19 protein-coding genes are annotated in these 18,767 nt (G+C 74.3%); 12 read left to right on the forward strand and 7 right to left on the reverse strand.

Going from position 1 to position 18,767, the window contains the following annotated elements; genetic code table 11:
- Positions 1-13: 13 nt before the first annotated feature.
- Positions 14-1,933: an SLC13 family permease gene (locus RGE_RS17115; protein WP_259376283.1), complete on the reverse strand. Its 1,920-nt coding sequence runs from the start codon at positions 1,931-1,933 to the stop codon at positions 14-16.
- 72 nt (positions 1,934-2,005) lie between these two features.
- On the opposite strand from RGE_RS17115, the gene RGE_RS17120 reads away from it, so the two are divergent.
- From RGE_RS17120 to RGE_RS17145, 6 genes are all read left to right on the forward strand, one after another.
- The gene (locus RGE_RS17120; protein ID WP_014429708.1) at positions 2,006-3,454 is read left to right on the forward strand and encodes a DNA-3-methyladenine glycosylase 2 family protein; all 1,449 of its coding nucleotides are present in this window, start codon (positions 2,006-2,008) and stop codon (positions 3,452-3,454) included.
- Positions 3,451-3,948 carry a methylated-DNA--[protein]-cysteine S-methyltransferase gene (locus RGE_RS17125; protein WP_014429709.1) on the forward strand — a complete coding sequence of 166 codons (498 nt, stop codon included), beginning with the start codon at positions 3,451-3,453 and terminating at the stop codon, positions 3,946-3,948. Before RGE_RS17120 ends, RGE_RS17125 begins: the two co-directional genes overlap by 4 nt.
- Complete coding sequence (locus RGE_RS17130; protein ID WP_014429710.1) at positions 3,945-4,829, forward strand: DMT family transporter; 885 nt, start codon at positions 3,945-3,947, stop codon at positions 4,827-4,829. Before RGE_RS17125 ends, RGE_RS17130 begins: the two co-directional genes overlap by 4 nt.
- 30 nt (positions 4,830-4,859) lie before the next feature.
- Entirely contained in the window at positions 4,860-5,180 is a 321-nt protein-coding gene (locus RGE_RS17135; RefSeq protein WP_014429711.1) for a hypothetical protein, read from the forward strand.
- 69 nt (positions 5,181-5,249) lie between these two features.
- Positions 5,250-5,663: a DUF3717 domain-containing protein gene (locus tag RGE_RS17140; protein WP_014429712.1), complete on the forward strand. Its 414-nt coding sequence runs from the start codon at positions 5,250-5,252 to the stop codon at positions 5,661-5,663.
- A complete protein-coding gene (locus tag RGE_RS17145) occupies positions 5,660-7,108 on the forward strand; it encodes an MATE family efflux transporter (protein ID WP_014429713.1) in 1,449 nt (482 codons plus the stop codon). Before RGE_RS17140 ends, RGE_RS17145 begins: the two co-directional genes overlap by 4 nt.
- 1 nt (position 7,109) lies before the next feature.
- Here the strand turns inward: RGE_RS17145 and RGE_RS17150 are convergent, their stop codons facing one another.
- The 5 genes from RGE_RS17150 to RGE_RS17170 form a co-directional block, all read right to left on the reverse strand.
- Entirely contained in the window at positions 7,110-8,516 is a 1,407-nt protein-coding gene (locus RGE_RS17150) for a sensor histidine kinase (protein ID WP_014429714.1), read from the reverse strand.
- A 27-nt stretch (positions 8,517-8,543) separates the two neighbouring features.
- The gene (locus tag RGE_RS17155) at positions 8,544-9,248 is read right to left on the reverse strand and encodes a response regulator (protein WP_014429715.1); all 705 of its coding nucleotides are present in this window, start codon (positions 9,246-9,248) and stop codon (positions 8,544-8,546) included.
- A 103-nt stretch (positions 9,249-9,351) separates the two neighbouring features.
- Entirely contained in the window at positions 9,352-9,924 is a 573-nt protein-coding gene (locus RGE_RS17160) for a Spy/CpxP family protein refolding chaperone (protein WP_014429716.1), read from the reverse strand.
- 104 nt (positions 9,925-10,028) lie between these two features.
- Complete coding sequence (locus RGE_RS17165) at positions 10,029-10,871, reverse strand: hypothetical protein (RefSeq protein ID WP_232504947.1); 843 nt, start codon at positions 10,869-10,871, stop codon at positions 10,029-10,031.
- 123 nt (positions 10,872-10,994) lie between these two features.
- Positions 10,995-11,267: a DUF3106 domain-containing protein gene (locus RGE_RS17170; protein WP_014429718.1), complete on the reverse strand. Its 273-nt coding sequence runs from the start codon at positions 11,265-11,267 to the stop codon at positions 10,995-10,997.
- Positions 11,268-11,417: 150 nt separating this feature from the next.
- On the opposite strand from RGE_RS17170, the gene RGE_RS17175 reads away from it, so the two are divergent.
- The 5 genes from RGE_RS17175 (at position 11,418) to RGE_RS17195 (ending at position 15,566) form a co-directional block, all read left to right on the forward strand.
- A complete protein-coding gene (locus RGE_RS17175; RefSeq protein ID WP_232504948.1) occupies positions 11,418-11,942 on the forward strand; it encodes a hypothetical protein in 525 nt (174 codons plus the stop codon).
- The gene (locus RGE_RS17180) at positions 11,939-13,489 is read left to right on the forward strand and encodes a bifunctional aminoglycoside phosphotransferase/ATP-binding protein (protein ID WP_014429720.1); all 1,551 of its coding nucleotides are present in this window, start codon (positions 11,939-11,941) and stop codon (positions 13,487-13,489) included. Before RGE_RS17175 ends, RGE_RS17180 begins: the two co-directional genes overlap by 4 nt.
- Positions 13,490-13,622: 133 nt before the next feature.
- Positions 13,623-13,814, forward strand: coding sequence for a hypothetical protein (locus tag RGE_RS17185; RefSeq protein WP_014429721.1), 192 nt, complete (start codon positions 13,623-13,625; stop codon positions 13,812-13,814).
- Between the two features lie 147 nt (positions 13,815-13,961).
- Complete coding sequence (locus RGE_RS17190) at positions 13,962-14,789, forward strand: universal stress protein (RefSeq protein WP_014429722.1); 828 nt, start codon at positions 13,962-13,964, stop codon at positions 14,787-14,789.
- 117 nt (positions 14,790-14,906) lie between these two features.
- Positions 14,907-15,566 (forward strand): hypothetical protein, encoded by a 660-nt coding sequence (locus tag RGE_RS17195; protein WP_014429723.1) that lies wholly within the window; start codon positions 14,907-14,909, stop codon positions 15,564-15,566.
- Positions 15,567-15,837: 271 nt separating this feature from the next.
- On the opposite strand, the gene RGE_RS17200 is transcribed toward RGE_RS17195, so the two are convergent.
- Positions 15,838-17,007, reverse strand: coding sequence for a radical SAM/SPASM domain-containing protein (locus tag RGE_RS17200; RefSeq protein ID WP_014429724.1), 1,170 nt, complete (start codon positions 17,005-17,007; stop codon positions 15,838-15,840).
- A gap of 268 nt (positions 17,008-17,275) precedes the next feature.
- Here RGE_RS17200 and RGE_RS17205 point away from each other — a divergent pair, with 268 nt between their 5' ends.
- Positions 17,276-18,676, forward strand: coding sequence for a bifunctional enoyl-CoA hydratase/phosphate acetyltransferase (locus RGE_RS17205; RefSeq protein WP_014429725.1), 1,401 nt, complete (start codon positions 17,276-17,278; stop codon positions 18,674-18,676).
- The last annotated feature ends 91 nt before the right edge of the window (positions 18,677-18,767 follow it).

The raw sequence follows: 18,767 nt of genomic DNA on the forward strand, positions 1-18,767 counted from the left end.
GTCGCCCGGGCGCTCAGAACGGGAAGAGCAGCGGCAGCAGCGCCACGCAGACCACGCCGACGATCACCGTGAACGGCACGCCGATCTTGACGAAGTCGGCGAAGCGGTAGCGCCCCGGCCCGAGCACCAGCGTGTTGACCGGCGAGGACACCGGCGTCATGAAGGCCGCCGACGCGGCCAGCGCGACCATCATCGCGAAGGGCTCGGGCGCGCAGCCCAGGCGATCGGCCAGGCCCAGGCCGATCGGCGCCATCAGCACCGCGGTCGCGGTGTTCGACACGAAGAGCCCGACCACCGCCGTCAGCACGAACAGCCCCGCCAGCGCGGCGCGCGGCGAGGCCTCGCCGGTGGCCGCGAGCATCGCGCCGACCAGCCAGTCGATGCCGCCGGTCTTCTGCAGCGCGACGGCGAACGGCAGCATGCCGACGATCAGCATCAGGCTCTGCCAGTGGATCGAGCGGTAGGCCGACTCGGCGTCGATGCAGCGCACCGCGCCCATCGCCAGGCAGCCCAACAGCGCCGCGACGACGTTGGGCACCAGCCCCGAGACCATCAGCGCGACGGTGGCCGCCAGCACCGCCAGCGCCAGCGGCGCACGCGACGCGGCCGGGGCGACGTCGTCGAACTCCGCGGGCAGCGTCAGCACGACGAAGTCGCGCGCCGCGCCGGCCAGGCCGCGGATGTCCTTCCAGGCGCCGGCCACGAGCAGCGTGTCGCCCATCTTCAGCTTCGCATGCAGCGGGTCCTCGTCGACCAGGCGGCCGCCGCGGCGCAGGCCGATGACGTTGATGCCGCGCTGCGAACGCATGCGCAGCTCGAGGATGGACTGGCCGATGACCGCCGCGCCCGGCGGCACCAGCAGCTCGGCCAGGCCGATCTCGCGCGACAGGCGCGAGAAATAGTCGCGGCGGAACGGCAGTTCGGTGAAGCCCATCTGCTCGGCCAGGCGCTGCGCCTGGGCGCGGCCGTCGGGCGCGGCGAAGTCGGCCAGCAGCACGTCGCCGGGCAGGATCTGCTGGTGCGCCGAGGTGTCGACCACCGTCGGCCCGAGACCACGCTCGCGTTCGATGGCGATGACGTTGGCGCCGTGGCGCGCGCGCAGCTCCAGCTCGCCCAGCGTGCGGCCGACCACCGGCGAAGCCGCCGGCACGCGAAAGCGCCGCGTCCGGTCGAGCAGGCCGTAGTCGGAGGCCAGGTCGCGCAGCCGGCGGCGGCGGCCTTCGGCCACGCTCAGCGGCGCCTCGCGCGCGACCAGCCAGCGTCGGGCCACCAGCATGTAGCCGATGCCCAGCACCAGCAGCACCAGCCCCATCGGCGTGAAGTCGAAGAAGCCGAAGCCGGCATGGCCGCGGCGCTGCAGCTCGGCCTGCACGACGAGGTTGGGCGGCGTGCCGACCAGCGTCAGCATGCCGCTCAGCAGCCCGGCGAAGGCCAGCGGCATCATCAGCCGGCCCGGCGCGCTGCCGACACGTGCCGCCACGCGCAGCGCCACCGGCACGAAGATCGCCACCACCGCGGTCGAGCTCATCACCGACCCCAGCCCGGCAGTCGCGGCCATCAGCAGCGCCAGCAGCCGCGCCTCGCGCCCGCCGGCACGCTCCACCAGCCAGTCGCCGACCCGCTGCGCGACGCCGGCGCGTGCCAGCGCCTCGCCGATGACGAAGAACAGCGCGATCAGGATCACGCCCGGCTCGCTGAAGCCCGACAGCGCCTCGGCGAGCGTCAGCGTGCCGCCCAGCACCAGCAGCGTCAGCGCCGCCAACGCGACGACGTCCATGCGCGGGCGGTTGAGCACGAAGCAGACGACGCAGCCGCCAAGCAGCGCCAGCACCCAGAGGGTTTCGGGATTCATCGAAGGAACGCCCCGGGTGGGCGTGCGCGCAAAAGCGCGCGATCTTCTCCTGCGCCGGGCGCGGCACGCGCGTGTCCCCAGACCGGCCTAGGAAATGGGCGCCCGGAGGGACATGTCCGGAAACGGCGAGTCCGCGCCGGGCCGCCACCTATCATGGGCCGCATGTTCCCCGATGCCGACGCCGCCTACCTCGCGCTCGCCGCCCGCGACGCGCGTTTCGACGGCCGCTTCTTCGTCGGCGTCACCAGCACCGGCATCTACTGCCGCCCGGTGTGCCGCGTGCGCACGCCGCGGCGCGAGAACTGCCGCTTCTTCGCCAGCCCGGCGCAGGCCGAGGCCGCCGCCTTCCGCCCCTGCCTGAAGTGCCGCCCCGAGATCGCGCCCGGGCTGTCGGCGATGGACTCGTCGGACGCGCTGGCCGACTGCGCCGCGCGCGCAATCGAAGCCGCGGTGCAGGCCGGCGAGCCGGTGGCGCTGCCGGCGCTGGCCGCGCGCCTGGGCGTGGGCGAGCGCCATCTGCGCCGCATCTTCGCCGCCGCGCACGGTGTCGCGCCGCGTGAATACCTCGCCACCCAGCGCCTGCTGCTGGCCAAGCAGCTGCTGACCGACACGACGATGCCGGTGGCCCAGGTCGCGCTGGCCAGCGGCTTCGAGAGCCTGCGCCGTTTCAACGCCGCCTTCCTGGAGCGTTACCGCCTGGCGCCCACCGCGCTGCGGCGCGCGCGCGGCAACGCCCCGGCCGACCCCGTGCTGCGCCTGGCCTGGCGGCCGCCCTACGACGTCCAGACGATGCTGGGCTTTGCTGCGCGCCGCGCGCTGGCCGGCGTCGAGCAGGTCGAGGGCCTGGCCTGGCGGCGCACGCTGGCCTGGCCGCATCGCGGCGCCGTGCTCGACGGCTGGATCGAGGCGCGTTTCGTGCCCGAGCGCCACGAAGTGCATCTGCGCAGCGCGCCGTCGCTGGCGCCGGTGCTGGGCGCCGTGCTGCGCCGCGTGCGCGAGGCACTGGACCTGGACGCCGACCCGGCGCCGATCGCCGCGGCCCTGGCCGCCGGCGGCCTGGCGGCCGAGGGTCAGCGCCTGCCGGGCGCTTTCGACGGCTTCGAGACCGCGGTGCGCATCGTGCTCGGCCAGCAGGTCACGGTGGCCGCCGCCGGCACGCTGGCGGCGCGCCTGGTGCGGCGCTACGGCCGCCCGGTCGAGACGCCGTTCGCGGCGCTGACGCACGCCTTCCCCGACGCGGCGACGCTGGCCGCCGCCGACCCCGAGGAACTCGGCCGCCTGGGCATCGTGCGCCAGCGCGTGCGCGCGCTGCAGGCGCTGGCCGCGGCGGTGGCCGAGGGTTCGCTGAAGCTCGAACGCGGCGCAGCACTGGCGCCGACGCTGGCGACGCTGGCCGCCCTGCCCGGCTTCGGCCCCTGGACCCTGCAGCTCGTCGCGCTGCGCGTGCTCGGCTGGCCCGACGCCTGGCCCGCCGGCGACGCCGGCCTCGCCGGCGCGCTGGGCACGCGCGACCCGCGTGAACACGAACGTGCCGCCGAGGCCTGGCGGCCCTGGCGCGCCTATGCCGCGATGGCGCTCTGGCGCCCTGGAGACACCCGATGAGACACCCCCGACTCCAGGCGCAATCGCGCCTGGACACGCCGCTGGGCCCGGTAACGCTGGCCGCCAGCGCCACCGGCCTGGCCGGCCTGTGGTTCGACGCCCAGCGCCACCACCCCGGCCCGCTGGAGCTGCCGCTCGACCCGGCGCACCCGCTGCTCGCCCAGGCCGCCGCCGAGTTGGCGGCCTACTTCCGCGGCGAGGCCACCGGCTTCTCGGTGCCGCTGGACGCCGAGGGCACGCCGTTCCAGCGTGCCGTCTGGGACCAGCTGCGCGCCATCGCCGCCGGCACGACGACGAGCTACGGCGAGATCGCGCGCCGCGTCGGCCGGCCCAGCGCGGTGCGCGCCGTCGGCGCCGCGGTCGGCCGCAACCCGGTGTCCATCGTCGTGCCCTGCCACCGCGTGATCGGCGGCGGCGGCGCGCTGACCGGCTACGCCGGCGGGCTGGACCGCAAGCAGGCTCTGCTGGCGCTGGAGCACGGGGCCGCGCGGTGACGCGGCGCGACCTGGGCGAGCTGTTCCTGCTCGCGTCGCTGTGGGGCGGCTCCTTCCTCTTCATGCGCCTGGGCGCGGCCGACTTCGGCCCGGCGGCGCTGGTCTTCGTGCGGGTCGCCGGGGCGGCGCTGATGCTCGTGCCGCTGGTGCTGCTGCGCGGCGAAGGCGCGGCGCTGGCCCGCCACTGGCGGCCGATCGCCGTCGTCGGGCTGCTGAACTCGGCGCTGCCCTTCGCCTGCTACATGGTCGCGGCGCTGGTGCTGAGCGCCGGGCTGTCGTCGATCTTCAACGCGACGACGCCACTGTGGGCGGCGCTGATCGCCTGGGCCTGGCTCGGCGACCGGCCGACCCGGCCGCGCCTGCTGGGGCTGGCGATCGGTTTCGCCGGCGTGCTCGCCGTGGGCCTGCACAACGCCAGCTTCAAACCCGGCGAACACGGCGTCAGCCCGGCCGCCGGCATCGTGCTGTGCCTGGTGGCGACGCTGTGTTATGGCCTCGCCGCCAGCTACACCAAGAAGCGCCTGGCCGGCGTGCCGCCGATGGCGGTGGCCGGCGGCAGCCAGCTCGCCGCGGCGGTGTTCACGCTGGGCCCGGCGCTGTGGTGGTGGCCGGCGCAGACGCCGGGTGCGGCGGCTTGGGGCGGCGCGGCGGTGCTGGCCTTCGCCTGCACCGGCTTTGCCTACTGGCTGTTCTTCCGCCTGATCGCCCACGCCGGGCCGGCCAACGCGGTGTCGGTGACCTTTCTGGTGCCGGCCTTCGCGGTGCTCTGGGGCTGGCTGTTCCTCGGCGAACGGCTGTCGGTGGCCACAGTGGCCGGCTGCGCCGTCGTGCTGCTGGGCACGGCGCTGGCGACCGGGGTGCTGCCGCGGCGGCGGGCTTGAATTCGGCGGCGCACGCCCCAGCTTCGGAGCATGCCCACCGAAACCGTCCGCCTCCCCGCCCGGCTGCATGCGCTGGCCGCGATGGCCGCGCTGCTCGAACGCCTGGAACGCCAGCCGCGTTCGGCCAGCGCCGAGCAGTTCCGCGGTGTCGTGCAGCAGATCCGCGAGCTGCTCGTCCAGGCCGAAGGCGACGAGTCGCTGCCGGCGCTGCTGGCCATCGCCCCGGCGACCGCCGAGCTCTACGAGAACCTGCACTACGAGCACGCGGGGCTGTGCCGCTCGCCGCTGGAAGACGCGCTGAACGCCGAACTCGCGGCTTCGGCGGCGATCACCGCGGCCCGCGGCCGCTGAAGCCGCCCCCGGCCGCACCAAGGCCGGGGCCGGGCGCGGACAATGGCGGGTTGCCCCGACATCGCCCGCATGGCCGACCTGCACCTCGACGACCTCGAAGCCGCCATCAACTGGTGGCGTGAACGTTCCCCCTCGCCCGACGGCGTGACCGCCTGCGCCGAGGTGCGTGCGCTGGCCGAGGTCTACGCGCCGCTGGTGCGCGAGCGCCGCAGCACGATAGACGAGGACACGCTGCCGCCGGCCGCCCGCGCCGCCTGGCTGGCCTGGTACGCCAGCACGCCCGACGCGCCCTGCATCGCGATCTGCTCGACGACGCAGGGCGACGCGGTCTGCAAAGGCTGCGGCCGGACCTTCGACGAGATCCAGCACTGGCCGGTCCTGACGCCGGCCGAAAAACGCGCCGTCTGGCGCCGCATCACCGCCGAAGGCACGGCCTGGCGCTTCAACCGTTATGCCGAACGCGCGGCGCGGGGGGTGAGTTGAGCGCGCTGGGGCCGTCGGCCGGGCGCGACGAGCCGGTTCCCGAACCCTTCCCCGCACCGCCCCCGGGCCGCGCCGCACGCCTGGCCGACAGCGGCCGGCGCATCGCCAAGCTGGCCTGGCCGGTGTTCGTCGGCCAGCTCTCGGTGCTGGCCTTCAGCACGGTGGACACGCTGCTGGTGGCGCGCCACTCGGCCGCCGACCTGGCGGCGCTGGCCGTCGGCAGCGCCGCCTACATCACGACCTTCGTCGGCTTCATGGGCGTGGTGATGGCGCTGGCGCCGATCGTCGGCCAGCTCTTCGGCGCCGGCCGCCCGGCCGACGCCGGGCGCCAGCTGCACCAGGCGGTGTGGATCGCGCTCGTGTTCTCGGCCATCGGCTGCGCGCTGCTGCTGTTCCCGACGCCCTTCCTGGCGCTGGCCAAGGCGACGCCCGAGCAGGCCGACAAGGTGCGCGGCTATCTCGCGGCGCTGGCGGTGGCGCTACCGGCCTCGCTGCTGTTCACCGCCTACCGGGCGTTCAACGTCGCGGTGTCGAGGCCCAAGGCGGTGATGGCGCTGCAGCTCGGCGCGCTGGCCTTCAAGGTCCCGTTGTCGACGGCGCTGGTGTTCGGCGTGCCGGCGCTCGGCCTGCCGTCGCTGGGCGTGCTGGGCTGCGGCATCGCCACCGCGGTGGCGATGTGGGCGCAGACGCTCGGCGCCTTCGTGCTGCTGCGCCGCGACCCGTTCTACGCCGGCTTCCAGCTGCGCGGCCGCGGGCTGGATGCGCCCGACCGCCCGGCGATCGGCGCCCAGCTGCGGCTGGGGCTGCCTTCGGGGGCGGCGGTGCTGGTCGAGGTCTCGGGCTTCACCTTCATGGCGATCTTCATCGCCCGGCTGGGCGAGACGCCGGTGGCCGGGCACCAGATCGCGGCCAACCTGGTGTCGCTGCTGTTCATGCTGCCGCTGGCCATCGCCAACGGCGCCTCGACGCTGGTCGCGCAGCGCATCGGCGCCCGCGACCTGCCGGCCGCGCGCCGGCTGGGCTGGCACGGCGTGATCATCGGCGCCGGGCTGGCGGTGTTCAACGGCGGCGCGCTGTACCTGCTGCGCGAGCCGGTGATCGGGCTGTACACGCGCGACCTGGCGGTGGCCGCCGCGGCGCTGCCGCTGCTGGCCTTCGTCGCCCTGTTCCACGTCGCCGACGCGACGCAGACCGTAGCCGCCTTCGTGCTGCGCGCCTGGCGCATCGCCACCGTGCCGCTGGTCATCAACGCCACCGCGCTGTGGGGCGTGGGCCTGGCCGGCGGCTACCTGCTGGCCTTCGACCCGCTGGGCGTGGTGCCGGCCGCGCTGCACGGCGCACGCGGCTTCTGGATCGCGTCGACCGCCGGGCTGGTGCTGACCGCCGCGGCCTTGTCGGGCTTTCTCGCCTGGACGCTGCGGCGGCAGCGCCGCGCCGCCGCCTGAATCAGGCCGTACGCGGCAGCGACAGCGTGAAGCAGCTGCCGCCGCCTTCGCGCGGCGTGCAGCGCACGCTGCCGCCGTGGCGCTCGGCGATCTGGCGCACCAGCGCCAGCCCGAGGCCGACGCCGCCTTCACGTTCGGCGTGGCCGGGCAGGCGGAAGAAGGGCTCGAAGATGCGCTCGCGGTAGGCCTCGGGCACGCCGGGGCCGCGGTCGGCGACCCGCACCTCGACGCGGTCGCCGACGGCCAGCACCTGGGCCTCGACCTCGGCGCCGCCGTAGCGGCGCGCGTTCTCCAGCAGGTTGCGGATCGCGCGGCGCAGCAGGCGCTCGTCGCCGGCCACGCGCAGGTCCTCGCCGTGGGCCGAGGCCTGCACGCGCGCGGCCTCCTCGGCGGCCACGGGCAGCAGGTCCACCGGGTCGCGGCGGTCGATCGTCATCGCCGCGTCCAGGCGGCTGGCCAGCAACACCTCCTCGACCAGCGCGTCGAGCTCGGCGATGTTGGTGTCGATCTCGCGGCGCAGCGCCTCGCGCTGCTCGGGCGACGCGTCGTCGGCCATCGACACCGCCATCTTCAGCCGCGCCAGCGGCGAACGCAGCTCGTGGCTGGCGTTGGCCAGCAGGCTCTGGTGCGAACGCAGCAGGGCCTCGATGCGCGCCGCGGCCTGGTTGAAGCTGGCGCCCAGCGCCGCGACCTCGTCGCGGCCGTCTTCGGCGACACGCTGCTGCAGGTCGCCGGCGCCGAAAGCCTCGACGCCGCGTTTGAGCGCCTCCAGCCGGCGCGTCAGCCGGCGCACGACCGGATACGCCCCGCCGGTCACCGCGGCGAACAGCACGACCAGCAGCGCCGCCAGCCCCAGGCCGTCGAAAGCCGGGCCGGGCGGCAGCCAGGGGCTGCGCGGCGGCAGGCCGCCGAAGCGCTGGCCCCCCTCGCCGACCGGGCCGGCGTCCAGCGGACCGCCCGGCCCCGCGGGGCCGCCGCCCTCGCCCTGCTCGCCGTCGGGCCGCGGCAGCGCGCCGCGCATCAGCTGCGGCCGCAGCACCCACAGCGTGCGGCCGTCGTTCAGCCGGATCGGGTAGGCGCGCCCGGCCCCCGGGCCGGTGCCCTGGCGGCGCACGAAGGACTCGGACGCGCCGAGCCGGCGGCCGTGCGCGTCGTCCAGCGCCATCGGCAGGCGCAGGCGCTCGGACCACTCGCGCAGCGCCTCGGCCTGCACCTCGGCCGGCGCGTCGGCGCGCGGCAGCGAGCGCTGCAGCAGCTCGCCCCAGGCGGCGACGCGCTCCTGCAGCGTGCTCTGGGCACGCGCACGCTCCTGCTCGAGGTGGTTCTGCAGCAGCCACACCGACACCAGCGCGAACAGCGCCAGCGCCGCCACCACCGTCAGGTAGATGCGGATGTACAGCGATCGCATCTCAGCTCCGCCCGGCCGCAACGACGCTCATTCGGCGTCCTGCTTCTTCGCGAACACGTAGCCCGCGCCGCGCACGGTCAGCACGCGCTTGGGGTTCTTCGGGTCGTCCTCGATGAGCGCGCGGATGCGCGAGACGTGCACGTCGATGCTGCGGTCGAAGGCCTCCAGCGGATGGCCCTTGAGCGCATCCATGATCTGGTCGCGCGACAGCACCCGGCCCGGGCTCTGCGCCAGCACGACGAGCAGGTCGAACTGGTGGCTGGTCAGGTCGCAGGGCTGACCGTCCAGGCGTGCCTGGCGCGCGCCGAGGTCGACCTCGAGGCGGCCGAAGCGCAGCACCTCGTCGCCGGTCGGCTCGGGCGCGGCGCGGCGCAGCAGCGCCTTCACGCGCGCCAGCAGCTCGCGCGGCTCGAAGGGCTTGGGCAGGTAGTCGTCGGCACCGAGCTCCAGGCCGACGATGCGGTCCATCGGCTCGCCGCGCGCCGTCAGCATCAGCAGCGGCAGGCGGCGCGTGCGCGGGTCCGAGCGCAGCTCGCGCGTCAGGTCCAGGCCGTCGCCGTCGGGCAGCATCAGGTCCAGCAGCAGCGCGTCGTAGCCGCGCAGCCGCAGCTGCTCGCGGCCGGCCGCCAGCGAGCCCGCGGTGTCGACCTCGAAACCGTTGCGGCGCAGGTAGTCGCCGACCATCGTGGTCAGGCGCGAGTCGTCGTCGATCAGCAGCAGTCGGCTCGTCACGGGGGCACTCTCAAACGAAAAGAGCCCCGGGGCGGGGGCCCCGGGGCGAAGGCTTCATGTCAAAGCCACAGGAGGAAAAGGATAACGACGGCAGGGTCCGGTGTCAGCGTCGCGGGTGATCGCCGGGGCCGCGGCGGGCGTCCAGGGCCTCGCGGCGGGCCTTCATCTCCGCGGCGATCTTCTGGCGCTGCTCGGGCGTCAGCACGCGGCTGACGTCGAGCATCGCCTGGGTCATGCGCCGGCTGCTCTTGTCGTGCTCGGCCAGCATCTTCTGGCGCAGCGCCTCGACGGCCTTGGCGTCGACGCTGGGCTGGGCGAAGAGCTCGGCCATCTGCTCGGCCAGGCGGCGGTGTTCGTCGCGCTGCTCGCGCAGGTCGTCCTGGGCGTCGCCGACGATCTCGCGGATCTGCTTGCGCTGCGCCTTGCTTGCGTCGACGTCGTCGAGCAGGCGCGGCAGCATGAACGGATGGCCCAGCCAGGGCATCGCGTCGGCACGGCCGGCCACCGGGCCGCCCATCGGCATGCCGGGGTGAGCCGGCATCGCGTGCGCCGGCGGCGGCGGCGGAGCAGCGGGCGCGTCGGCGGCGACGACGGCCAGGCTCGTCGCGGCGAGCATGGCGGCGGTGGCAAGGCTGCGGAAGGAGGGCGGGAACGGCAGGCGGTTCGTGAGCTTCATCGCGGCACCAGGTGACTGGGGGACGGTATGGCGCTCACTGTGCCGGCAGCCGGTGTCGGCGCCGTGCCAGCCGGGTCAAGAACTTTGTCGGCCCGGCGACGGCCTCAGGGCCGGGCGGGCTGCACGCCGACCAGGCGTCGTTCGAGGCGGAAACCCGGCGTCGCGCTGCTGATGTCCAGGCGGACCAGCAGCCCGCTGGCGCGGTCGACGACGATCGCGCCCTCCAGCCGCGAGCTGACCTCGCCGTTCTGCGCCTCGCCGAAGAGCTCGATGACGGCGACGTCGAAGCTGCGCCCGGCGATCTTCTGCTGGCCGGTGGCGACGACCTGGCCGCGCACCAGCGCCCGCGCGTACGGGTCGCCGGCGATGCGCAGCTCGCCGTTGAGCACGTCGCCCAGCGCGAGCCCCGGGCGGAACAGGCGCTGCCACTCGAGCTGGCCGGCCGGCGCGGCGACGACGTTGCCCAGACGGTCCTGGCGCCAGGGCGTCGGCGCGGCGTCGACGCGGAACTCGAAGGCGTCGCGGCGCAGCGAGAGCACCTGCAGCGTCCACTCGCCGGAGACGGCACGCGTGGCGCTGCGCTCCTCGTAGACCAGGCGGTCGCCCGGGGCGATCGGCAGCGCGGCGAGGTGCTCGGGCGTGAGCTCCATCGTCTGCGGGCAGCCGCGTTCGCCGGAGGCGGCCTTCAGCGCCTCGTAGCGGCCCTTGAGCTGGGCCAGCTCCTGCGCCTCATGGCCGTTCGGGCGCAGCGCGAACAGCGCCGGCCAGAAGATGCTGACGCTGACGCCCAGCGCGACGATGTTGCGCCCGGCGATGTCGTCGACGGTGTAGGCGAGATCGGCCGCGCGCTGCTGCACGGCGTCGGTCTCGTCGGCCAGACGGCCGCAGTCCCAGACGGCGAACTCCGCCGGGTCGGCCGCCAGCGGGCGCACGTCGCCGGAACGCATGGCGCATCCGGCGACGGCAAGACCGACGAGGCAGGTGGCGAAGCGGCTCGGCAAGCGCATCATGAAGCCGGGTATTGTGCCCGCCCGGGACGTCGCCGCAAGCCGCAAGCCCGCGCGACGGCCTCAGGAGCCCGAGGCTGCGGGGGCCGGCGCCGGCGCGGCGTGGCCACCGCGGCGTTCGGCCAGGCGCTTCTTGGCCGCCTCGCGCTGCTCCGGCGTCATGTTCTCCCAGCGCTGGCGCATCTTCTCGCGCGCCTGCGCCTGCTGCTCGGGGGTCATCGACTCCCACTTCTGCTTCATCGCCTCGCGGCGATCGGGGTTCGCCGCCTGCGCGAAGGCGGTGGCGGACAGCGTGGCGGCGACAGCCAGCGCGAGGGCCGGCACGAACTTGTTCATCGGGCACTCCTTGGATGACGGTGGCAGCGGCGCCGCCTGCGACTCCAATGCGGCAAGCGGCGGCGCCGTTGACGACAGCATGCCTCGCCGCTGCAAAGAAACGTGTCCGGGGCGCTAGCATGGGGTCAAACACCACCGTCGCGACGCCCCGTGCCCCGCAAGCTCGTGTCCCTCCTCGTGCTGGCCCTGGCCTGCGGCGGCGCCGCGGCCGGCGACTGCACGCTGGTCTTCGGCCAGGGCCGCGGTGTCGCCGCAGCCGACGCCGCGGAAGTCGAGCGCTGGGACGGCGTGAACTTCGCGTTCAACCGGCGTGTCGCCGAGGTGCTGGGCGAACGCGGCGAGGCCGTCGTGCCGCTGGTCGCACGCGCGGCCGACGACGACGTCCCGGCCACCGTGCGTGCGGTGCTCTCGCGCGCCGCGGCCGACGGCTGCGCGCGCATCGTCGAGACCACGCTCTTCGCCGACGCCGAAGCCGGCGTGCTGGTGGCCCGGCTGCGCGAGTACCCGCTGGCGCACGACGCCGCCGGCGCCTTGCGCATCCAGCCGCCGCGCCTGACCGTCGAGCGCCAGTTCGACCTGTCGCCGACGACGCTGGACCGGGTGCGCCCGGCGGTGCTGGGCGCGACGATGGCCGCCGAACTGGCCGAACAGCGCGCCGCCGCGGCCGGGCGATGAGCACCGCCGAACTGGACGACGCGGCGCAGGCGCGCATCGTCGAACGCCTGCACGCCCTGCTGGCCGCCGCCGGCCCGGTGCAGGCCTTCGAGACCCACGCCTCGCGGGTGCTGGTCACCACGCAGCACGCCTACAAGTTCAAGAAGCCGATCGCGCCGGGCTTCCTGGACTACTCGACGCGCGAACTCAGGCGCCACTTCTGCGAAGCCGAGCTGCGGCTGAACCGGCGCCTGGCGCCGGCGCTGTACGAGAAGGTGCTGCCGCTGGCCGGCCCGCGCGAGGCGCCGCAGTTGGGCGGCGACGGCGAGCCGCTGGACTGGGTGCTGCAGATGCGCGCCTTCGACCAGGCGGGCCTGTGGGACCGGCTGGCCGCCAGCGGGGCGCTCGGCGCGGCGCAGATCGACGCCCTGGTCGGCGTCGTCGCGCCCTTCCACGCCGCGGCGGCCGTCGCGCCGGCCGACGGCGAACTGGGCAGCCCGGCGCAGGTGCGCGCGCCGATGGTCGAGAACCTGGACGTGCTGCAGCCGCTGCTGGCCGAGGGCCCGGCGGCGCCCGCGCTGGCCCGGCTGCGCGCCTGGGAGACGCGGCGTTTTGCCGCGCTGGCGCCGGTGTTCGCCGCGCGCCTGGCCGCCGGCCGCGTGCGCGAGTGCCACGGCGACCTGCACCTGGGCAACGTCGTCGAGATCGGCGGCCGCACGACGGTCTTCGACTGCATCGAGTTCAACGAAGGTTTCCGCTGGATCGACGTGGCCAGCGAGATCGCCTTCATGGCGATGGACCTGCACGCGCACGCGCTGCCGGCGCTGGCCCACCGCTTCGTCGACGGCTGGATGGCCGCCACCGGCGACTACGAGGCGGCACGCGTGCTGCGCTACTACGAGGCCCACCGCGCGCTGGTGCGCGCCAAGGTGGCGGCGCTGCGCGCCGCGCAGCCCGGCGCGCCGGCCGCCGCGGCCGCGGAGGCCGGGCGTTATGTCGCGCTGGCCGAAGCGGCGACGCGCACGCGCGCTCCGGTGCTCTTCGTCACGCGCGGCGTCTCGGGCAGCGGCAAGACGACGCTGACGCAGGCCCTGGTCGAGCGCGGCGCGCTGCGCGTGCGCGCCGACCTGGAGAGAAAGCGCCTGTTCGGCCTGGCGCCGCTGCAGCGCTCCGACGCGGCGCTGGCGGCGCGGCTGTACGGCCCCGAGGCCGGCACCGCGACCTACGCCCGGCTGCTGGCCGCCGCCGGCGCCGTGCTCGACGGCGGCTGGCCCGTGGTGCTGGACGCGACCTTTCTGCACCGCAGCGCGCGCGAGGCGGCGCGGCAGTTCGCCGCCGCCCGCGGCGCCCGCTTCGTGCTGCTGGACTGCGTCGCCGACGAGGCGACGCTGCGCCGGCGTGTCGCCGAACGCAGCCGGCGCGGCGACGACGCGTCCGACGCCGACCTCGCGGTGCTCGAAGCCCAGTTGCGAGCCGGCGACCCGCTGGGCGCCGACGAGGCCGCCGCGGCGGTGCCGATCGGCGCCGGGGCCCTGCCCGACTGGGACGCGCTGCTGGCCGGTTCGTGAGCTTCATGACGGATTCGGCGTCGGCGTGAGGGCCGGCGCGCGGCCGCTTGCCGCGCATCAACCTGCGGCCCGGCCCGAGTCGCGAGGATCGCGCCCGGCACGGCCGCAGCCCAGACGGCCGGCCGCTCCCGCGATGTGCGCCCTGCGAATCACCGACCCCTTCGACCCCGAGCCCGCCGCGCCGCCGGTGCCGCAACTGGCCTGGCCGCAGCGCCATGCGCCGGCCGCCGAGTCGTCGCGCGCGGAGAACCCGGCCGGCGCAGCCGAGCCCCACGGCGACCGAAGCTGGCGCCGCTATGCCCGGCCGGCGCCGCAGCGCGCCTGAGGCGCTCCTTGGGCGCTCCTTGAGCGCTCCTTAGGCGCCGCTTGAGGCGGCGCATTGACACCGCCGCGGCCGGGGCAGAGCATGGCCTGCAACCCCCTACCCGTCACCCCGGGGCGGGCGGCCCGCCACCCGGGGCAGGAGCGCACGATGAAGAGCATCCTCGTCCACCTCGACGCCTCCCCGCGCTCGGCCCGGCGCCTGGCGCTGGCGCACCGGCTGGCGCGCGAACACGGTGCCGAGCTGACCGTCGTCTTCGCGGTGCTGCCGGCGATGCTCGCCGTGCCTTTCGCCGCCGCCGAAGGCGCTTACGCCGCGGCGACGCTGCTGGAAGAGACCGACCGCGACCTGCGCCTGCGCGCCCGCGAGATGTTCGAACGCGAGGCCGTCGCCGGCGTGCCGATGCACTGGGTCGAGATCCGCCACGACACGCTGGAAGTGGCGATGACCGAACACGCGCTGTTCGCCGACCTGCTGGTGCTCGGCCAGCACGACGCCGACGACCGCGAGACCGGCCCGGTGCCGCGCGGCCTGGTCGCTTCGCTGGTGCACGACAGCGGCAAGCCGGCGCTGGTCGTGCCGGCGACGGGCGAGGTGGCGATGCCCGGCCGGCGCGTGCTGATCGCCTGGAAGCCGACGCCCGAGGCGGCGCGTGCGGTGGCCGCCGCGCGGCCCTGGCTGCTGGCCGCCGACGAGGTGCACCTCGCCTGCTCGCTGGCCCGCCGCGACGACGAGCGCACCGGCACCGCGGCGCTGGAGCGCTGGCTGCGGCGCAGCGGCGTCACGGCGCCGATCCGCAGCCACGGCCTGGCCGGCACCGGCATCGGCGAGGCGCTGCTGTCGCTGGCCGCCGACACCGACGCCGACCTGCTGGTGATGGGCTGCTACGGCCACAGCCGCGCACGCGAGCTGGTGCTGGGCGGCGTCACGCGCACCGTGCTGCGCACGATGACGCTGCCGGTGCTGATGGCGCACTGAGCCGGTTCTGGAGAGCGCACTCTAGGAAAAGCGCGCCGTCCTGGGGTGTCCTCTCTAGGCACAGCGCCGAGACTGGGTGGTGTGAGGAACTCCACACACCATTCACGGAGGCCGGACATGTCCACCCAAGACCTTGCAAGCGTCACGCTGAAGACGATCGAGAACTACCGCACTGCGGCCGAGAAGACGGTCGCGGCCTACCGCTTCGGCGGCCACCGCCTCGTCGGCCTGGTCGACGTCGCCATCGAGAAGGGCGTCTACGCGCGCACCGCACGCTTCGCGCCGCGCACCACCGACAAGATGAACGCGCTGCGCGGCACCGTCGCCGGCACCGTCGACAAGAGCATCGACGAAGTTGCCGACCGCGCCGCCAAGCTCGTCGACCTGGGCGGCGACACCGCCGCCGCGCAGATCACGAAGATGGCCGACCTGGCGGCCGGCGTCGACAACACGATGCTCGCCAACGGCCTGCACACCGCGGCCAAGGTGACGCTGCCGGGCGCGATGATCGCGCTGAAGCTGTCGACGACCGTCGTGCGCGGCGCCGAACGCCTGGTCGATGCGGCCGGCGCGCCGAAGAAGGCGCGCAAGCCGGCGACCCGCGCGGCCGTCGGCAAGAAGCGCACGAAGGCCGTGGCCGAAGCCGTGAAGCCGGCGGCACGCCGCGTGCGCAAGGCCGCCGCCCCGGTGGTCGAAGCCGTCGTCGAAGCGGTGCCGGCGAAGAAGCCGCGCCGCGCCCGCCCGGCCAAGCCGGCGGCCGAAGCGCCCGCCGCCTGAACACGCCGCGGCCCGGCGCCGCGACATCCCCAGGGGCCTCAGGGCCCCTTTTTCATGCCGGTACGGCGCCAAAGATTGCACAGACGGAGAACGAAAAAATCACTTCTCGTCTGCAAAATTGATATCATTACTAGCGAGTCGAGCTTCTACGCCGACTCACCGGTCTGACGGCGCCGCGCACCTGCGCGGCGGACTTCGCCGGTCGGGGTGCCTCCGACATCCCGACCGGCTTTTCTTTTTCCGCCGCGCCGCCGCAGTGGCGGCGCCCCCGTCAGGGCATGACCTCGACGTACTGGTAGACCTCGCTGTCCAGCAGCACGCGCCGCTGCGGCAGCGGCAGTTGCTCGAACCAGGCGGTGACGTCGTGGCGGTCGATCTCGCGGCCAAGGTGACGCACGAGTTCGCAGATCGGGTCGGTGACCTTGCTGCGCCAGTCGCCGTCCTCGCGCACGTAGCCGAGGTACAGGTTCTTCATGCAGTTGCCGCGGCACCAGCTCTGCGCTTCGCAGGTATGGCAGGGCATCTTCGGGTCGGGCTGCAGCGGGCTGCGGCGCAGCCAGTTGCCGACAACGTCGCCGGTCTGCATCTCCGGCAGGTGCATCAGGTCGGGGCAGGCGAAGATGCGGCCGTCGGGCATCACGTTGAGGATGTGCGTCGACACGCGGCAGGCCGTGCCGCCGCCGCACTGCTCGATGGCGCGCGACGGGAACAGCTTGTTGCGCACCGCGCCCATCAGCGGGATGAAGGGGTAGACGCGATCGGTGTCGGCGAAGAAGCGCTCGACCAGCTTCGTCAGCACCGCCTTGCGGCGCTCGACCGACTGGCCGGCGTAGGCGTCGCCGGCGACGAACTGGAAGTAGACGAAGTCGAAGGCCTTCGTCAGCTGGTCCAGCTCCTCGAAGCTGATGTTCTCGTCGGACCAGGTCACGCGCGCGGTCAGCGTGCCGCCCAGGCTGTCGCGCACGACGCCGACGTTGCGCAGGATCTGCTTGTAGATGCCCTTGCCGCGGTAGCCGTCGGTCACTTCCTGGCCGCCGTCGATCGACACGAGCACGTTGGACAGGCGCTGCAGCACGTGGTGGCTGAGGTCGTCGAGCAGCGTGCCGTTGGTCTGCAGCTGGAAGCGGAACAGCGGGTGGCGCTGCATCACGGCCTCGATGAAGGGCCGGTTCAGCGTCGGCTCGCCGCCGTAGAACGTGACGTAGACCTCCTTGCCGGCGAGCTGCTGGGCGATGAACGCGTCGAGCTGGTCCATCGTGTAGGCCACGTGGCCCTGCGAATCGCGCACGTCGCCTTCGGCGATCGAGCAGTAGCTGCACTTCAGGTTGCAGCGCAGCGTGGTCAGCAGCTGCAGCTCGACACGCTGGCCGACGATGGCCGGCTGGGAGTCGGTGGCGGCAGTGCCGGCTCGCGGATGGAGGACGATGGCTTGTTCGGACATGATCGGGTCGGTCGACTCCTCGGGAAATCGATTCGGTTGGGAGCGCGTGGAGCGCGAGGGGTGAAGCCGGGGCCGGGCCGCGCGGCGGGGGCGCAGTGTCCCCGCCCCCGGTTCACGCGTCCCGCCGTCAGATCAAGGTTGCGGCAGATCAAGCGGCGCCCGGGCCTGCGATTGCATGGCCGGCGGCAGCCGCCCGGCTCCCTCGGAACGCCGGGCGGCGTTAGTCTTGGCACCCGGCGGCCCCGTCACGGCCGCGAGCGGACGCCCGATGGAGATCGACCTGCGCGACGAGTGGCTGGAGAACACCACCTTCGACGAACTCGCCGTCGGCCAGAGCGCGACGATGCGGCGCGCCCTGACCGACGCGGACATCGCCGGCTTCGCGGCGATCTCCGGTGACCTGAATCCCACCCACCTGGACGACCGCTTCGCGCGCGAGGAAGGCCTGGCCGGCCGCACCGCGCACGGCATGTGGAGCGGCGCGCTGGTGTCGACCGTGCTCGGCACCGTCTTCCCCGGCCCGGGCACACGCTACGTCTCGCAGCGCATGGACTTCCACGGCACGGCACGCGCCGGCGACGTGCTGGAGGTGCGAGTCGCGGTGCGCGCCAAGGACGCCGCCAGCGGCCGCGTGACGCTGGACTGCAGCGTGCGCCGCCAGGACGGCACGCTGCTGATGGACGGGCTGGCCATCGTCGAGGCGCCGCGACACAAGGAGCGCGTGCGCAAGGCCACCGGGCTGCGCTGGCACGTCTTCGACGCCGCCGCCGGCGTGCGCTCGCTGATCGAGCAGGCCGCGCGCCACGCCGGGCTGCGCTGCGCCGTCGTGCACCCCTGCGACGCCGAGTCGCTGCGCGGCGCGCTCGACGCCGCGCACCACGGGCTGTTCACGCCGGTGCTGGTGGCGCCGCGCGAGCGCCTGGTCGCCACGGCCGAAGCCGCCGGGCTGGACCTCGCCGGCGTCGAAATCGAGGACGTGCGCCACAGCCACGCCGCCGCCGAACGCGCCGCCGAGATGGCCGCCGAAGGCGCGGTGCAGGCGCTGATGAAGGGCAGCCTGCACACCGACGAGGTGATGAAGGCCGTGCTCTCGCGCGCCGAACTGCGCACCGAACGCCGCATCTCGCACGTCTTCCGCTTCGACGCGCCGGCGTACCACAAGCCGCTGCTCGTCACCGACGCGGCGATGAACATCGCGCCGACGCTCAACGAGAAGGCGCACATCGTGCAGAACGCGATCGACCTGGCGCGGGTGCTCGGCGTCGATCTGCCCAAGGTGGCGATCCTGGCGGCGGTCGAAGGCGTCAACCCGAAGATGGCCTGCACGCTGGACGCCGCGGCGCTGTGCAAGATGGCCGACCGCGGCCAGATCCGCGGCGGCATCGTCGACGGCCCGCTGGCCTTCGACAACGCGATCTCGGCCGAGGCCGCGCGCACCAAGGGCATCGTCTCGCCGGTGGCCGGCGACCCCGACATCCTGATGGTGCCCGACCTGGTGTCCGGGAACATCCTCGCCAAGCAGCTGGAATACCTGGGTGGCGCGGTCGGCAGCGGCATCGTGCTCGGCGCGCGTGTGCCGATCGCGCTGACCAGCCGCGCCGACGGCGCCACCGCACGCCTGGCCTCGGCGGCGCTGGCGGTGCTGGTGGCGCAGGCTGGCACGAGCTGACCCCGATCGCCAAAATAGGGAAAGGCAATCGAAAGACATTCGGCAATTGATTAGATTCATGCCTCGTCACCCAGACGTGATCCTAGGAGAT

It is taken from the genome of Rubrivivax gelatinosus IL144, assembly GCF_000284255.1.
Classification (GTDB): Bacteria; Pseudomonadota; Gammaproteobacteria; order Burkholderiales; family Burkholderiaceae_C; genus Rubrivivax; species Rubrivivax gelatinosus_A.

Bases quoted from the DNA above. Each gene is read 5' to 3' on its own strand.
- RGE_RS17135 (WP_014429711.1), top strand. From the start codon at position 4,860: ATGCCCACCGAAACCGTCCGCCTCCCCGCCCGGCTGCATGCGCTGGCC.
- RGE_RS17150 (WP_014429714.1), bottom strand. From the start codon at position 8,516: ATGCGATCGCTGTACATCCGCATCTACCTGACGGTGGTGGCGGCGCTG.
- RGE_RS17180 (WP_014429720.1), top strand. From the start codon at position 11,939: ATGAGCACCGCCGAACTGGACGACGCGGCGCAGGCGCGCATCGTCGAA.
- RGE_RS17140 (WP_014429712.1), top strand. From the start codon at position 5,250: ATGGCCGACCTGCACCTCGACGACCTCGAAGCCGCCATCAACTGGTGG.
- RGE_RS17120 (WP_014429708.1), top strand. From the start codon at position 2,006: ATGGGCCGCATGTTCCCCGATGCCGACGCCGCCTACCTCGCGCTCGCC.
- RGE_RS17205 (WP_014429725.1), top strand. From the start codon at position 17,276: ATGGAGATCGACCTGCGCGACGAGTGGCTGGAGAACACCACCTTCGAC.
- RGE_RS17195 (WP_014429723.1), top strand. From the start codon at position 14,907: ATGTCCACCCAAGACCTTGCAAGCGTCACGCTGAAGACGATCGAGAAC.
- RGE_RS17160 (WP_014429716.1), bottom strand. From the start codon at position 9,924: ATGAAGCTCACGAACCGCCTGCCGTTCCCGCCCTCCTTCCGCAGCCTT.
- RGE_RS17170 (WP_014429718.1), bottom strand. From the start codon at position 11,267: ATGAACAAGTTCGTGCCGGCCCTCGCGCTGGCTGTCGCCGCCACGCTG.
- RGE_RS17125 (WP_014429709.1), top strand. From the start codon at position 3,451: ATGAGACACCCCCGACTCCAGGCGCAATCGCGCCTGGACACGCCGCTG.
- RGE_RS17185 (WP_014429721.1), top strand. From the start codon at position 13,623: ATGTGCGCCCTGCGAATCACCGACCCCTTCGACCCCGAGCCCGCCGCG.
- RGE_RS17165 (WP_232504947.1), bottom strand. From the start codon at position 10,871: ATGCGTTCCGGCGACGTGCGCCCGCTGGCGGCCGACCCGGCGGAGTTC.
- RGE_RS17190 (WP_014429722.1), top strand. From the start codon at position 13,962: ATGAAGAGCATCCTCGTCCACCTCGACGCCTCCCCGCGCTCGGCCCGG.
- RGE_RS17200 (WP_014429724.1), bottom strand. From the start codon at position 17,007: ATGTCCGAACAAGCCATCGTCCTCCATCCGCGAGCCGGCACTGCCGCC.